14 protein-coding genes are annotated in these 13,518 nt (G+C 69.6%); 4 read left to right on the top strand and 10 right to left on the bottom strand.

Annotated features, from left to right (window positions below; translation table 11 throughout):
• Positions 1-175 precede the first annotated feature (175 nt).
• Positions 176-1,012: an alpha/beta hydrolase gene (locus ASF26_RS20670; protein ID WP_056258705.1), complete on the top strand. Its 837-nt coding sequence runs from the start codon at positions 176-178 to the stop codon at positions 1,010-1,012.
• Positions 1,013-1,177: 165 nt separating this feature from the next.
• Here ASF26_RS20670 and ASF26_RS20665 read toward each other — a convergent pair whose 3' ends face one another.
• The 3 genes from ASF26_RS20665 to ASF26_RS20655 form a co-directional block, all read right to left on the bottom strand.
• Positions 1,178-1,570 carry a response regulator gene (locus ASF26_RS20665; RefSeq protein WP_056258701.1) on the bottom strand — a complete coding sequence of 131 codons (393 nt, stop codon included), beginning with the start codon at positions 1,568-1,570 and terminating at the stop codon, positions 1,178-1,180.
• Between the two features lie 142 nt (positions 1,571-1,712).
• Positions 1,713-2,384, bottom strand: a complete 672-nt coding sequence (locus tag ASF26_RS20660; RefSeq protein ID WP_056258697.1) for a response regulator transcription factor — start codon at positions 2,382-2,384, stop codon at positions 1,713-1,715.
• A complete protein-coding gene (locus ASF26_RS20655; RefSeq protein WP_056258693.1) occupies positions 2,381-4,324 on the bottom strand; it encodes an ATP-binding protein in 1,944 nt (647 codons plus the stop codon). The genes ASF26_RS20660 and ASF26_RS20655 overlap by 4 nt, the downstream gene beginning before the upstream one ends.
• Positions 4,325-4,996: 672 nt before the next feature.
• Between ASF26_RS20655 and ASF26_RS20645 the strand changes: the two genes are divergently transcribed.
• Positions 4,997-6,655 (top strand): FAD-dependent oxidoreductase, encoded by a 1,659-nt coding sequence (locus ASF26_RS20645; protein ID WP_056258686.1) that lies wholly within the window; start codon positions 4,997-4,999, stop codon positions 6,653-6,655.
• 263 nt (positions 6,656-6,918) lie between these two features.
• Here the strand turns inward: ASF26_RS20645 and ASF26_RS20640 are convergent, their stop codons facing one another.
• The 3 genes from ASF26_RS20640 to ASF26_RS22970 form a co-directional block, all read right to left on the bottom strand.
• Complete coding sequence (locus ASF26_RS20640) at positions 6,919-7,164, bottom strand: hypothetical protein (protein ID WP_056258682.1); 246 nt, start codon at positions 7,162-7,164, stop codon at positions 6,919-6,921.
• A gap of 184 nt (positions 7,165-7,348) precedes the next feature.
• Positions 7,349-7,972: a response regulator gene (locus ASF26_RS20635; protein WP_056258679.1), complete on the bottom strand. Its 624-nt coding sequence runs from the start codon at positions 7,970-7,972 to the stop codon at positions 7,349-7,351.
• Between the two features lie 35 nt (positions 7,973-8,007).
• A complete protein-coding gene (locus tag ASF26_RS22970; protein ID WP_162240235.1) occupies positions 8,008-8,280 on the bottom strand; it encodes a hypothetical protein in 273 nt (90 codons plus the stop codon).
• Between ASF26_RS22970 and ASF26_RS20630 the strand changes: the two genes are divergently transcribed.
• Entirely contained in the window at positions 8,263-9,159 is an 897-nt protein-coding gene (locus ASF26_RS20630) for an AraC family transcriptional regulator (protein WP_162240234.1), read from the top strand. The two genes, ASF26_RS22970 and ASF26_RS20630, sit on opposite strands and share 18 nt — an antisense overlap.
• A gap of 108 nt (positions 9,160-9,267) precedes the next feature.
• The gene (locus ASF26_RS20625; protein ID WP_056258671.1) at positions 9,268-10,302 is read left to right on the top strand and encodes an AraC family transcriptional regulator; all 1,035 of its coding nucleotides are present in this window, start codon (positions 9,268-9,270) and stop codon (positions 10,300-10,302) included.
• A gap of 24 nt (positions 10,303-10,326) precedes the next feature.
• Here the strand turns inward: ASF26_RS20625 and ASF26_RS20620 are convergent, their stop codons facing one another.
• From ASF26_RS20620 to phnL, 4 genes are all read right to left on the bottom strand, one after another.
• On the bottom strand, positions 10,327-10,947 hold the full coding sequence (locus ASF26_RS20620) for a pyridoxamine 5'-phosphate oxidase family protein (protein ID WP_018043928.1): 621 nt from the start codon (positions 10,945-10,947) through the stop codon (positions 10,327-10,329).
• A 148-nt stretch (positions 10,948-11,095) separates the two neighbouring features.
• On the bottom strand, positions 11,096-11,632 hold the full coding sequence (gene phnN / locus ASF26_RS20615) for a phosphonate metabolism protein/1,5-bisphosphokinase (PRPP-forming) PhnN (RefSeq protein ID WP_200925971.1): 537 nt from the start codon (positions 11,630-11,632) through the stop codon (positions 11,096-11,098).
• On the bottom strand, positions 11,632-12,774 hold the full coding sequence (locus tag ASF26_RS20610; RefSeq protein ID WP_056142148.1) for an alpha-D-ribose 1-methylphosphonate 5-triphosphate diphosphatase: 1,143 nt from the start codon (positions 12,772-12,774) through the stop codon (positions 11,632-11,634). Before ASF26_RS20610 ends, phnN begins: the two co-directional genes overlap by 1 nt.
• A 29-nt stretch (positions 12,775-12,803) precedes the next feature.
• Complete coding sequence (gene phnL, locus ASF26_RS20605; RefSeq protein ID WP_056258664.1) at positions 12,804-13,517, bottom strand: phosphonate C-P lyase system protein PhnL; 714 nt, start codon at positions 13,515-13,517, stop codon at positions 12,804-12,806.
• Position 13,518 lies beyond the last annotated feature (1 nt).

The raw sequence follows: 13,518 nt of genomic DNA, 5'->3' as shown, positions 1-13,518 counted from the left end.
CCGGGACCGATCAGGGCGGCGTCGTTCCGATATCCGGCCTGCCCCGGGCCGGGACGTCCGACCGGCGACATCGGCAATGGCGCATTCGTCCAAGCGGTGACGCGAATCGTCAAGCCGACTCGGCGCCTTGCTTCCATAGCTCGGACCAGCCCCCTCCCGAATCGGACATCCTCCCATGCCCTTCGTCACCACCAAGGACGGCGTCGAGATCTTCTTCAAGGATTGGGGTTCCAAGAGCGCCCAGCCCATCGTGTTCCACCACGGCTGGCCGCTCTCGTCGGACGATTGGGACGCGCAGATGCTGTTCTTCCTGCATCACGGCTACCGGGTCGTGGCGCATGACCGGCGCGGCCATGGCCGCTCGGCCCAGGTCGATACCGGCCACGACATGGACCACTACGCCGCCGACGCCTTCGCGGTGAGCGAGGCGCTGGACCTGCGCGACGCCGTGCATATCGGTCATTCCACCGGCGGCGGCGAGGTCGCCCGCTACGTGGCGAAGCACGGAGAGCCGGCCGGCCGCGTGGCGAAAGCGGTGCTGGTCTCGGCGGTGCCGCCGCTGATGGTCAAAACGGAGGCCAATCCCGAGGGTCTGCCGATCGCGGTGTTCGACGGGTTCCGCGCGGCCACCGCCGCGAACCGCGCGCAGTTCTTCCTCGACGTGGCGAGCGGCCCCTTCTACGGCTTCAACCGCGACGGTGCGACCGTGCAGCAGGGCGTGATCCGGAATTGGTGGCGCCAGGGCATGATGGGCAGCGCGAAGGCCCATTACGACGGCATCGCGGCGTTCTCCGAGACCGATCAGACCGACGATCTCAAAGCCATCACGGTGCCGACGCTGGTCCTGCATGGCGAGGACGATCAGATCGTCCCGATCGCGGATGCCGCGCTGAAATCGGTCAAGCTTTTGGCCAGTGGCACGCTCAAGACCTATCCGGGCTTTCCGCACGGAATGCTCACCACCCATCACGACGTCATCAACCCCGACCTCCTCGCCTTCGTGAAGGGCTGATACCAAGTCTCACTGACCCTGACCCATAGGTCAGGGTCAGTGAGGTCCGGCGGACGACCGCCGCCGCGCCGTCGCGCGGGCAGACCTCAATGAGTCGGACTCATTGAGGTCTGGTATGAGCCGGGTTTTCGCGACGGCCGCCGCCCTCTGACTGCTTGCCGGCGGTCACGCCATCGCGTCCCTCGTCGACCCGCCCGTCAGGGCGTGCTCCAGGGAGCGGATGATCGTCGCGCCGTCGCAGGGCTTGCCCAGGAAGTCGCTGGCGCCCGCTGCCAGGACGGTGTCGCGCAGGGCCTCGGTGGGGAACGCCGTCACGAAGATCACCGGCACCCGCGATCCCAGGGCGAGCAGGCCCCGGTGCATCTCCACGCCGGTCATGCCAGGCATCTGCACGTCGGTGATGACGCAGTCGGGCGCGTCCACCGGACAGCTCTCGAGGAAGTCTCGCGCCGAGGCGTAGATGCGGGCGGTGTAGCCGAGGGAGCGCACGAGGCTTCCGGTCGCCACGCGCACGTCCTCGTCGTCGTCGACGATCGCGATCACAGGCAGAGCTGGCATTCCGTTGACCTACGGGGTTCGCCTTGCGGTCCGAGTGACCGAGGAGCGTTGGCCCAAGCCGAGATATGGTCCCTCGCACCGTGGGTTGGAATCATACGGAGGTTTGCCGGCCTCCACCTTTCGCTAAAGGCCGGCGGATCGGTCACCGCGTCGGCGCGCCGCCGGCATGCGAGACGCCGAGGGCCTCGGCGCTGCGAACCAGATCGGCCAGGGATCGCGCCTTCATCTTGCGCATGACGTGGCCCCGGTGGATCTTCACCGTGATCTCGCTGAGCCCGAGATTGCCGGCGACCTGCTTGTTCATCAGGCCGGCGGTGACCTGAGCCATCACCTCGCGCTCCCGCGCGGTGAGGGTCTCGTAATCGGCCCTGAGATCGTCGAGGGCCGCATGCGCGCTGCGCTGGACCGCGTCGCGCGCCAGGGCGGTGCCGATGGCGTCGAGGAGGTCCTGCTCGCGGAACGGCTTGGCGAGGAAGTCCACCGCCCCGGCCTTCATCGCCTTCACGGTCATCGGAATATCGCCGTGCCCCGTCATCAGGATCATCGGCAGGTCGATCCCCAGGGCGCTGAGCTGGCCCTGGAACTCGAGGCCGCTCACGCCCGGCAGGCGGACATCGACCACGAGGCAGCCGGCGCCCAGGGGGCGCGGCGCGGCCAGGAACTCCGCCACCGACGCGAAGGCGGCGCAGGCGAGATCGATGGAGCGGAGCAGGCTGGACAGAGCCTCCCGGATATCGGGGTCGTCATCCACGACGAAGACGGTCTGCCTCGCGGCCGACGCGCGTGCAGGCCCCGCCGCGTTGCCTCGGATCATGGTTCCCTCGCAGCCGTGGTCGGTATGGTGAAGTGGAAGGCGGCGCCCGGATCGTCATGACCGGTGATCCAGAGGCGCCCGCCATGCGCCTCGACGATGGAGCGGCAGATCGCCAGCCCCATGCCCATTCCATCCGCCTTGGTGGTGAAGAACGGCTGGAAGACCCGCTCGACGGCCTCCGCCGCGATCCCCCCGCCGCTATCGGCGACGGTGACGCGGACATGCTCCGACCCGTCCGGCGCGACGCGGATTGTGAGAAGGCGGGGCCGCTCGGTGACCGTCGCCATGGCCTGGATCGCATTCACCATCAGGTTGATGAGCACCTGCTGCAGTTGCACCCGGTCCCCGTGGACCAGGGTCACGTCGGAGGCGACGTCACGGATCAGGCGCACGCCGCCGCGGGCCATCTCGCGCTCCACCAGGAGCACCGATTCGCCGATCATCTCCCGCAGATCGAGCCAGTCGCGCGGAGGCGGCGTCTTGGCGAGGAAGGTCCGGATCCGGGACACGATCTCGCCGGCCCGGGTGCCGCTCGCCACCACCCGGGTCACCGCCGCCGAGACCTCGCCGAGGTCCGGCGGGGTCCGCCTCAGCCAGCGCAGGGCCGCCTCGCCATTGGTGACGATGGCCGCCAGGGGCTGGTTCACCTCATGGGCGATGGAGGCGGTGAGTTCGCCGAGCGTCGTCACCCGCGCGGTGTGGGCCAGCTCGGCCTGGACCGCCAGCAGCGCCTCCTGCGCCTGCTTGCGCTCGGTGATGTCGACGGCGAAGACCAGCACGCCCTCGAACCCGTCCGCATGGGACGGGAACGTGATGCCGAAGAGGATCGGGACCGCCGCGCCGGACAGCGAGCGGATCGTGGTCTCGCCCTCGAAGAAGGTCTCGCCCCGCGCCAGCGCCAGCAGCGACTCGATGAAGGTCGGCTCGTCCTCGAATAGGAACGCGTCGAGGGATCGCGGCGCCGCAGCGCCCGCATCGGCGCCGATCAACCGCCGCAATTCGGCATTGGCGTCGACGATGGTGACGCTGCGGCGGAGATCGCGGACGACCTCCGGATGGGCGTGGAGATGGGCGCGAAGGATCGTGGCCGCATCGGGCGGGACCGCGTCGAGGACAGCCTTCACCCCGCGCCAATCCTGCTGCAGGATCGCGACGCGGGCCGTGTCGAAGATGGTGCGGTAGCGCCGCTCGCTCTCCGCCAGGGCCGCATGGGCGCGCTTGCGCTCGGTGATGTCGGTGTTCGTCTCGAGGACCGCGAGGGGCTGGCCGCCAGCGTCGCGCTGGAGCGACCAACGGCTCTCGACGACGACCCTGGCGCCGGACCGCACCGTCTGGACGAGTTCGCCCTCCCACCGCCCGTTCCGCATCAGCGCGGCCCGGATCGCCGCCTCGCCATCGGGGAAGACCGTGCGCAGGAGGACGTGCACGTTGCGCCCCCGGACCTCGTCCCGGCGCCAGCCGTAGAGATCCTCCGCGGCACGGTTCCAGAACGTCACCGTGTCGGTGGGCGTGCGCACGAAGATCGGATCGTGGGTGAGTTCGAGCAATTCGGCCTGCTCCGTGAGGATGCGGGCCGCCGCCTGATTGCGGAGCACCAGGAGCGCGCTGATCGCGATGGCCGCGAGGCTGACCAGGGCGCGCAGCAGCGCCGAGTCGCTGTCGAAGAAGCGGTGCGACAGGACATAGGCCACGGCCGTGAGGAACAGGCAGCCGGACGCCGTCAGGATCACCCCGTTCCGCCGGAACGCCCGTGCGGCGACGAGCACGACGACCACGTAGAGCACGGCCACCGCGCCTTCGAGGGGCGTGAACGCATCGACGAGGAAGATCGCCAGGGCGAGGCCGAGGGCGAGGACTCCCAGGAGCCGGCCCGTCCGGCGGGTGTCCGGGACGATCCCGGAACGGGGAGGCGAGGGGGCCGCTACGACAGGCGCGTCCATCGCCCCTCCCTGGCCTCGACGCGGCACCGAGGCGCCCCGTCGTCCGGCCGGTCGGCACACGGCACCGTGACGGAGAATAACGAGCTGACGCCCTCCACCGACCGGGCCGTGATCCAGTGATCCAGGGCCCGTGCGGTCTGGCACACGGTCGCCGGACCCTGTGCATGAACGGCCTGACGCATCGCCATCTCCCCATGTCCGGCGGCCTGGGCGGCGGAGGAATGCCTCGGCCGTTCGCGCGGACCATGAAGCGTGGCCGCATGCCTTGTGAACTATACTGTCGTTTATCGGCGTGGGGGCGCGGCGTTCGCGTGGATGATGACGGGACCGGGCTGCACCGCCGATCCGGCCGTCATCGAGTCATCATGGGCCGGACCGCTCGTCTTGCACGGACGATCCATGATTTGAAGGATCCGCGTTAAGCAGGTTCTTATCGCAGAACCGGGGGCCACTTCTGCGAAACCCGCTTCGCCGGAGGGGCATCGCTCTTGAGCGCGTCACCCCGGTCGATCCAGCGGCAGCCGGGAATTGGCGCCGGACCGTGCAAAACATCGCGTGATCGGACAAGCCAGGGAGCGTGCCGTCCCTGCAGCTAGGGTGGTGCCGGCGGGACGGGACGCCATCCGGGGCAGGGGTGGCACCGTCGCGTTCGACCACAGGGAGTGATCCGAGATGACCGACACCCTCCTCCCGGCGGAAACCGACGGCGACGACCGCGCGGCGCAGACTTTCCCCCGCCTCGGTGCGGAAATGGAGAGCCGGGTGGCCGGCTACGGCAGGGAGGAGACCCTGCAGGCGGGTACCCTCATCTTGGCCAGAGGCCAGCGGCGGGTGGATTTCTTCCTCGTCCTCGCCGGGCGGATCGAGATGTTCGAGACCGACCACGAGGGGGCCGCCCGGGTCATCGTCGTGCACACGGAGGGGCAGTTCACGGGCGAGCTCGACCTGTTCAACGACCGGGAGATCCTGGTCTCCGGCCGCACCGTGGTGGAGACGCGGGTGGTGCGGATCGACCGCGTCGCCTTTCGCCGCCTGGTCACCGCCGAACCGGATATCGGCGAGATCATCATGCGGGCCTTCATCCTGCGCCGGGTCGGCCTGATCCGCCACGGGCGGGGCGGCGTCGTCCTGATCGGCCCCGGCCATCAGCGGGAGACCCTCCGCCTGGAGCGCTTCCTCGTCCGGAACGCCTACCCGCACCGCATCCTCGACACCGCGAGCGACCCGGCGTCCCGCAACGCCCTCGACGGGTTCGGCCTGGCCGAGGCCGACCTGCCGGTGGTGATCGCGCCGGGCGCGGCGGTGATGCGCAATCCCACCAACGCGGCGCTGGCGGACGCGCTGGGGCTGACGGAGGCGATCGACCCCGGCCGCGTCTACGACGTGGCGGTGATCGGTGCCGGACCGGCGGGCCTGGCGGCCGCAGTCTATGCCGCCTCGGAGGGGCTCGACACCATCGTCATCGAAGGGCTCGCGCCCGGCGGTCAGGCCGGCACCTCCTCGAAGATCGAGAACTATCTCGGCTTTCCGACAGGGATCTCCGGTCAGGCCCTCGCCGGCCGCGCGCAGGTCCAGGCCCAGAAGTTCGGGGCGCGGCTCGCGATCTCCCGCATGGCGACGGGGCTCGATTGCGGCGGGTCGCCCTTCCGGGTGATCCTCGAGGACGGCACCGCCGTCCCGGCACGCGCCGTCATCGCCGCCACCGGCGCCCGCTATCGCCGCCTGGATCTGCCGCGCTACGCGCATTTCGAGGGGCAGGGCATCCATTACGCCGCCACCGCCATGGAAGCGCAGCTCTGTGCCGGCGAGGCGGTGATCGTGGTCGGCGGCGGCAACTCGGCCGGCCAGGCCGCGATGTTCCTGTCCCGCACGGTGGCGCACGTGCACCTCCTCGTGCGGGCCGACGGCCTCGCCGCGACGATGTCCGACTACCTCGTGCAGCGGATCGCGTCGTCGCCGCGCGTCACCCTGCATACGCAGACCGAGATCACCGCGCTCGTCGGCGACGACACCCTGACATCGGTGACCTGGACCGATCGGGCGAGCGGGGTCAGCGAGACGACGGTCATCGGCAACGTTTTCGTCATGATCGGCGCCGTGCCGAATACCGGATGGCTCGCGGACTGCCTCACCCTCGATCCGAAGGGGTTCGTCCCGACCGGCCTGCTGAGAGACGGCACGCCCGCCCTGTCGCCCTACGCCACGGTGGTCCCCGGTCTCTACGCCGTGGGTGACGTGCGCGCGGGCTCGGTGAAGCGGGTCGCCTCCGGGGTGGGGGAGGGGTCGGTGGTGGTCCAGGCCGTCCACGGCTTCCTGCATCCGGAACCGTGAGCCCCGCGCCGCTGGCCGGAACGCGAGACGCTTACTGAGGACGCCGATCCATGCGTCGATGGGCGTGGCGCCGATCGGGCCTGGCGACAATGGGAGCCGACGCCATCCAAGAGGACACGATCGGCCCCGCCGGAGGCGTGGAGGATCGCGCGAAGGGCATCGTCGACACCAGCGCCAGAATGGCCGCGAGAGACGGTCTGATGAGAAGGTTCATGGCCGCTCTCCCGGGTTCGAGGACCGCGCTGGCGCGATGGGTCGGAGGATCAGTCGGCGGGTCCGCCCGAGGTGGTGCCGAAGTTCGGAACCGCGTGGTTGGTCTCGTCGGCATTGCCGCCCTTGGCCGAACTGTCGATGGTCCGGGACGCCTGCGGCTCTCCGAAGGATCGCGGGGCGCTCTCCAGGTCGACCCGCTCGACGATGGTGTGGGACGGACGATGCTCCGGCATCGCCAGGGCAGGGGCCATCAGGCCAAGCTGAAGAAGGGTGATGGCAGCGAGATGCTTGATCATGGTGCGTCTCCTGATGTCGGACTGGTTTCGAGGACAGAACGGAGCCGCTCGAAATCTCTGCTGCAGCCCTGAGTTCATGTCCGGATCTTAGCCCGTCGGAGGATCCTGAATATTATACGGCGGATCACCGGATCGATGCTTAGGTTATGCCTCCTCATACGAAGGTTTCGGCTGCCCCTCTTTCTCAGCGCTGGCGGGTGGCGGCGACGCCGAGTTGATCCGCCATGCGGACGAGGTCGGCGAGGGATCGCGCCTGCATCTTCTCCATGACGCGCCGCTTATGGACCTTGGCGGTGATCTCCGTGATGCCGAGTTCGGCGGCGATCTGCTTGTTCATCAACCCGCCGATGGCGCAGCGCATCACGTCGCGCTCGCGGGGCGTCAGGGTGGAGAGCCTGGCCGAGAGGTCGTCCCAGGCGCGACGGTCGGCGAGCGCGACGGCATCGGCCGCCAGCGCCTTGCGGATGGCGGCGAGCAGAACCTCGGCGATGAAAGGCTTGGTCAGGAACTCGACGGCCCCGCCCCGCATGGCGCGGACGGACATGGGAATCGTGCCGTAGCCGGTCAGGAAGATGATCGGGACCGTATTGCCGTCCGCGCGCAACGAGTCCTGGACGGCCAGCCCGCTCTGTTCGGCGAGGCGCACGTCGAGAAGGACGCATTCGGGGGATCGGCGCCGGAGAGACTGCGCCAGTCCGCCGGGATCTCCGTGCCCGACCGCCGCCAATCCGTCGGACAGGCAGAGGCTCACCAGCGCTTCGCGTAGCACCGGATCATCGTCGACGATATGAACGGTCGCTTCGGGCATGGTTCTCGATGCGCACCTCGCCGATGCGAATACGTTCACCTGATACACGATTTGGGTCGCATGGCGATTGCAAGCTTGACGATTGCCTTCGCCTCGACATGAGCTTCGGCGTATTCCGATGGCCCATACCCGGCGATCCGCATCGGGTGGGGACTCGGCCAGGCCACCGCGAAAGGACCGACGGCTTCCTCTCGCCCGCCCGGCTCGGCCGCGATGGCGGACAGAGCTCGTCTGGTATCCGATACATCTGTATAATAGCCGTCTTCGCGCACGGCTTGCACGGTGCCGGCATGGATCTTCACCGGCACGGCGCGCACAAGTTCCCGAAAGCCGGTCTCTTCGCCTCGTCGGCGGGGCGGCGTTGGGAGGGCGTCGCCGCGGAAGTCCGGTCCCACCCGGCGGGCGACCTGCCCGCCATCGTCCCGGCCCAGATGGAGATCACCCTGGCGATCCGGCGCAGCCCGGATGCGCATGTCAGCCGCAAGGGGGCCGGGATCCGGCAGCGGACGCCGGTGGAGGCGGGGACGATCTGGCTCTGTCCCGTGGGGGTCGGCGAGGACGACATCCATATCTCCGCGCCCCTCGACGAGATCCTCCACATCTATCTGCCGGCGGAGCGCTTCGAGACTCTCGCGGGGCTGTACGGCGATGCGCGCATCCGTGCCGATACGGTACGCTATCTCGCCGGCGTCGAGGATCCGTTGCTCGCCCAGATCGGGCTCTCGATCCACCAGGAGCTGATCCGGGAAAGCTCGGCGGGCCGCATGATGGTCGAGGCCGCCGCCCTCGCCCTGACGGCGCGGGTCGCGCAGGCCTACGGTCACGACCGGCCGGACACGCGCGTGCGCCCCGCCACGGAGACCGCTGGCCCGGATCGGATCGACCGCGCCGTGGCGTTCATCCGCGACAATCTCGAACGGGACCTCTCCGTGGCCGAGATCGCCGCCGTGGCGTGCCTCAGCCCCTTCCACTTCAGCCGCATGTTCAAACGCGTCACGGGTCGGACGCCCTATGCTTTCGTCAGCGAGGAAAGACTCGCTCGCGCACGGCGGTTGCTGAACGACACCAAGATCCCGCTGGTCGACATCGCCTTGTCGTCCGGTTTTTCGAGCCAGGGCGCGTTCAACACGGCCTTCAAGCGCGTCATCGGCAAGACGCCGGGCGAGTACAGGCAGCATGCCTCATGAATGCCGGTCCCGCGAACCGCAGGATTTGGACACGCCACCGCAGCCTCGCGAAAGACGGGTCCTAGCTTGGCCGTTTAGCATCTCGCCATCGTACGATGGGAGACAGACATGCTTCGAACGCTTGTCCACGAAGGGAATGCGCCGAGTGCCGTGCCGCCGGCGCCGGCCTCTCTCCGCCCCACCCCGACGCGCGACGTCCGGTTCGGCGGCATGTCCCATGACCCCGTCCGCCAGGCGCGAATCCGGCCCGACGATTGGTCGGACGGCGCCATCGTCCTCGGCTGGCGGGACGGCATGGCCGGCGGCCTCCGGGTCGACCGGCACGATGCGCTCATCCTCCAGGTCCGGCTCGGCGAGACGGAAGGGCGATCCCCGCACCGGGAGGTCGTCGAGGGGGGCCAGCCCCCGATGGTCCTGCGCGCGGGGGAGGCGATCCTCCATGATCTGCGCCAGACCTGCATCGTGCGAACACCGAAGCGAACCCTCCTGATCGGGCTCGACAGTCGACGTCTGAAGCGGGTGGCCGAGGATCTGGGCATCCTCGACGCCGATCCCCTCGATGAACTCGTGCCGGCCTACGGCGCGGTCCTGGCGGATTCCGCCCTGCACAACCTCGCCGTCAGTGTCGGGGAAACGCTGGCGCGGCAGGATCGCTGGGCCGACGTCATCCGCCGCCAGTTGACCCGCGCCGTCGCGGCTCATCTTCTCGGGACCTATACGTCGCTCCAGCCCGCGCCCGAGACGGTTCGCGGCGGCCTGGCTCCCTGGCAACTCCGTCGCGCCCAGGACCATATCCGCTCCGATCTCGCCCGGCCGATCCACCTCCAGACGGTCTCGGAATCCTGCGGGCTCTCCGTCAGCCACTTCGCGCGCGCCTTTCGCCAATCCACCGGCATCGCCCCCCATTCTTGGCTGACGCGGGAGCGCATCGCCCAGGCCAAGACCATGATGCGGAAGGGAGATCGGACGCTCGCCGACATCGCGCTCGCCTGCGGCTTCGCCGATCAAAGCCACTTCACCCGCGCCTTCGCCAAGGATCAGGGCACGACCCCGGGACGCTGGCGTCGCCGGGTGGAACCGGACTCGCGGCACGCGTCGCGCGATCTTGGCCCGGTGGAGTCGGTGGTCGGCGGCGGTGGCTGACGACCTGCGCCCGCCTGTCCTCGATCACCACATGGTGTGCTTGGCCTTTTCAGCCCACGTCGAATCGTAGACCTCGCCCCCGACTCGACCATGGCTCAGTTCGGCCAGAATCTGCCCGGGCGACGGCAGTGTCTTTGGGTCTACGTGGTTGGCCTGCTGCCACAGGCCGGATCGGATGAGGGCGCGAGCACACTGGAAGTAGACCTCCCCAACGGTGATGACCATCACGGTGCGGGGCGCTTTGCCATCGACGGCGAAGGACGCGCACAGGGTTCGATCGTCGTCGATGACCGCTCGGCCATTCACCCGCAGGGCGTTGCCGATGCCGGGGATCAGAAACATCAGCCCCACCCTCGGATCGCGCACGACGTTGCGGAGGCTGTCGATCCGGTTGTTCCCCCGGCGATCGGGCAAGAGAAGCGTGCGGGGATCAGCGACGCGGACGAACCCTGGACGATCACCACGGGGAGAGCAGTCCAGGCCTTCGGGACCAGCGGTGGCGAGGGTCGCGAAGGGCGCGACCTCGATGAAGCGCCGGTAATGCGGGGTGATGTGGTCCGCGACCTTGGCGGTGGACGCGTCAGCGACGGCGCCCCACTCCCCATAGATGCGCTCGAGTCCCTCCACCGTTTCGATCACTGCCATCGCTCGTACACCTCTTGGCCAATGGATGGGCTCTACCCCTCTCGCATGAAGCGGGGCGGCCGAAGCAGAGCGACGGCATTCCGTCGCCGGCTCGGCCCCGGGACCTACGGCCTCGATGGAGTGCGAGCCGGGAGCCGGAGTCGAACCTTCAGGCCGCCCGCTCACGCAGATGCGCGATGAGCTCGGCCGCCGCGCTGTCCGGGTCGGCATCGTTCCGGATCGTGCACTCGGCCTCGATCGGAACGACGCGGTCGAGGCGGGCGCGCAAATCCCCATCCTCCGGCCGGCCCCGCGCGGCGAGACGGCGGGCGAGGATGTCGGGCGAGGCCGTGACGGACACGACGCTGACGCTCGGCTGGGCGAGGCGGGCCGCCTGGACGATACGGCGTGAGACGTTGCAGACCACCACGCGTCCGGCTCGCGCGTGATCCAAAGTCTCGCCGGGGATGGCGTAGCCGAGGCCGTGCGCACGCCAATGCAGGGCGAAGGCGCCGGAGGCCGCTCCGTCCGTGAACGCCTCCTCCGAGATCGCGACATTGTCCTCGTGCGCCGAGGGCGCGCGGGTCACGAGGCGACGCGGGAACACGAAGCGGGACTCGTGGGCGAGGGCCTCGCGTGCCAGGCGCAGCAGGGTGTCCTTGCCGGCCCCGCTCGGGCCGACGACGAGAACGAAGCCGCCGGGCATCACACCACCCGCGTGCCGGCGCGCCAGACCTGGCGCACCACCGGCACGCCCCGGGCGAGACGGACGCGGACGAGGTCCGCGCGGAGAGCCGGCTCCAGACGGCCGCGATCGGTCAGCCCGGTGGCGCGCGCGGGGTTGGCCGTCACCGTGGCGATGGCGTCCGGCAGGGCAATGCCGGGCACGCGCTCGGGCAATCCGAACGCCGCCATCAGCAGGCTCGCCGGCACGTAGTCCGAGGACAGAATGCTGAGATAGCCGGCCTCCGCCAGGGTCTGGGCCGCGACGTTGCCCGAATGCGAGCCGCCCCGGATCAGGTTGGGCGCCCCCATCATCACGGTGATGCCGGCCGCATGCGAGGCTTCCGCCGCCTCGAGGGTAGTGGGAAACTCGGCGATCGCCACCGATTCATCGCGGGAGAGGGCGACGTCGGCCAGAGTGGTGTCGTCGTGGCTGGCGAGCGGAATGCCGAGCTCCCGCGCCAGGGCGACGAGGGCCGGGCGGTTGACGGCATTGAGGGCGTGGCCATCGCGCATCTTGCGCTCGGTGCTGAGCTTGATCTCCTCCAGGGAGCGGCCACCGCGCCCGGCATAGACGTAGTACTTGGCCACATCCCGGAACTGGCGCTGGCCCGGCGTATGGTCCATCAGCGACAGGAGGCCGATGGCATAGCGCCCGGCGAAGGCGCGCACGGTCTCGACCACGTCGGTCGAGGGGATCTCGCAGCGCAGGTGCGTGCGGTGCTCGGCCCGGAACAGGTCCGCCCCTCGCGCCTCCGCCAGGGCGGCGGCCAGGAGCTCGAGCTCGGTGCCGAGGCCGCTGCCATCCGGGTCGGTGCCGGCGCGCAGCGAATCGAACACCGTGGTGATGCCGGATGCAGCGATCTGCGCGTCGTAGGCGAGCACCGCCCCGAGGGGGTGCCAGCGCACGCCGGGGCGCGGGGCGTAGTGGCTCTCCAAATGGTCTGTGTGGAGCTCGATCAGGCCCGGGATGATCGTGTCGCCGGCGCAGTCGAGGCCGCGCTCGGGGGCACGTCCCGTGCCGATCTCGGCGATGCGCCCGTCGACAACCGCGAGCCAGCCCGTCTCGACCCGGTCGGGCAGAACGAGGCGCGCGTTCTCGAGGATCTCGACCCGGTCCGTCATGCCTGTCTGCTCCCGATCCTGTATCCGGTTCATGCGGCCATCGCCCCGCGGAAGGCGGCGACGTCGACGATGCGCGTCGCCACCGCCTCGCGGACATCCGCGTCGTGGAAGATGCCGAGGATGCCGGCGCCCGCCGCCCGCTTCTCGGCGATGAGCTCCACCACGACGGCCCGGTTCTCGGCATCGAGGGAGGCGGTGGGCTCGTCGAGGAGCAGGATGGACCGGTCGGCGATGAGACCGCGCGCGATGTTGACCCGCTGCTGCTCGCCTCCAGAGAAGGTCGCGGGCGGCAGCTCCCACAGGCGCTCGGGCAGGTTGAGGCGGGCGAGCAGGTCGGCTGCGCGGGACTGGGCCGATTCGGGGGCCAATCCCCCTTCGATTCCGGCGGCCTCCACTACGGCGCGGGCGCCGACGCGGGGGATCACCCGCAGGAACTGCGAGACGTAGGCCAGCGTCGTGCGGCGCAGGCACAGGATCTCGCGCGGCGCGGCAGTGGCGAGGTCGATGACGCGGGTTCCGTCGCGGACCCGGATCGCGCCCGCGTCGCAGCGGTAATTGCCGTAGGCCATCTTGAGGAGGGAGGACTTGCCCGCGCCCGAGGCGCCGCCGAGCACGACGCATTCGCCGGGATGGACCGCGAGGGTCGCGCCGGCGATCACCGGCAGCACGGCGCCACCGCGCAGGTGCAGGGTGAAGCTCTTGGCCACGTCGTCGAAGGCGAGGACGGGCGGAAGGGACGTCATG

The sequence above is a fragment of the Methylobacterium sp. Leaf93 genome, from assembly GCF_001422345.1.
Lineage (GTDB): Bacteria > Pseudomonadota > Alphaproteobacteria > Rhizobiales > Beijerinckiaceae > Methylobacterium > Methylobacterium bullatum.
The sequence above is the reverse complement of the archived record's forward strand: the minus strand, read 5'-3'. Positions and strand labels throughout refer to the sequence as shown.

Coding starts and splice junctions, on each gene's coding strand:
- ASF26_RS20670 (WP_056258705.1), top strand. CDS start 176: ATGCCCTTCGTCACCACCAAGGACGGCGTCGAGATCTTCTTCAAGGAT.
- ASF26_RS20665 (WP_056258701.1), bottom strand. CDS start 1,570: ATGCCAGCTCTGCCTGTGATCGCGATCGTCGACGACGACGAGGACGTG.
- ASF26_RS20660 (WP_056258697.1), bottom strand. CDS start 2,384: ATGATCCGAGGCAACGCGGCGGGGCCTGCACGCGCGTCGGCCGCGAGG.
- ASF26_RS20655 (WP_056258693.1), bottom strand. CDS start 4,324: ATGGACGCGCCTGTCGTAGCGGCCCCCTCGCCTCCCCGTTCCGGGATC.
- ASF26_RS20645 (WP_056258686.1), top strand. CDS start 4,997: ATGACCGACACCCTCCTCCCGGCGGAAACCGACGGCGACGACCGCGCG.
- ASF26_RS20640 (WP_056258682.1), bottom strand. CDS start 7,164: ATGATCAAGCATCTCGCTGCCATCACCCTTCTTCAGCTTGGCCTGATG.
- ASF26_RS20635 (WP_056258679.1), bottom strand. CDS start 7,972: ATGCCCGAAGCGACCGTTCATATCGTCGACGATGATCCGGTGCTACGC.
- ASF26_RS20630 (WP_162240234.1), top strand. CDS start 8,263: ATGGATCTTCACCGGCACGGCGCGCACAAGTTCCCGAAAGCCGGTCTC.
- ASF26_RS20625 (WP_056258671.1), top strand. CDS start 9,268: ATGCTTCGAACGCTTGTCCACGAAGGGAATGCGCCGAGTGCCGTGCCG.
- ASF26_RS20620 (WP_018043928.1), bottom strand. CDS start 10,947: ATGGCAGTGATCGAAACGGTGGAGGGACTCGAGCGCATCTATGGGGAG.
- phnN (WP_200925971.1), bottom strand. CDS start 11,632: ATGCCCGGCGGCTTCGTTCTCGTCGTCGGCCCGAGCGGGGCCGGCAAG.
- ASF26_RS20610 (WP_056142148.1), bottom strand. CDS start 12,774: ATGACGGACCGGGTCGAGATCCTCGAGAACGCGCGCCTCGTTCTGCCC.
- phnL (WP_056258664.1), bottom strand. CDS start 13,517: ATGACGTCCCTTCCGCCCGTCCTCGCCTTCGACGACGTGGCCAAGAGC.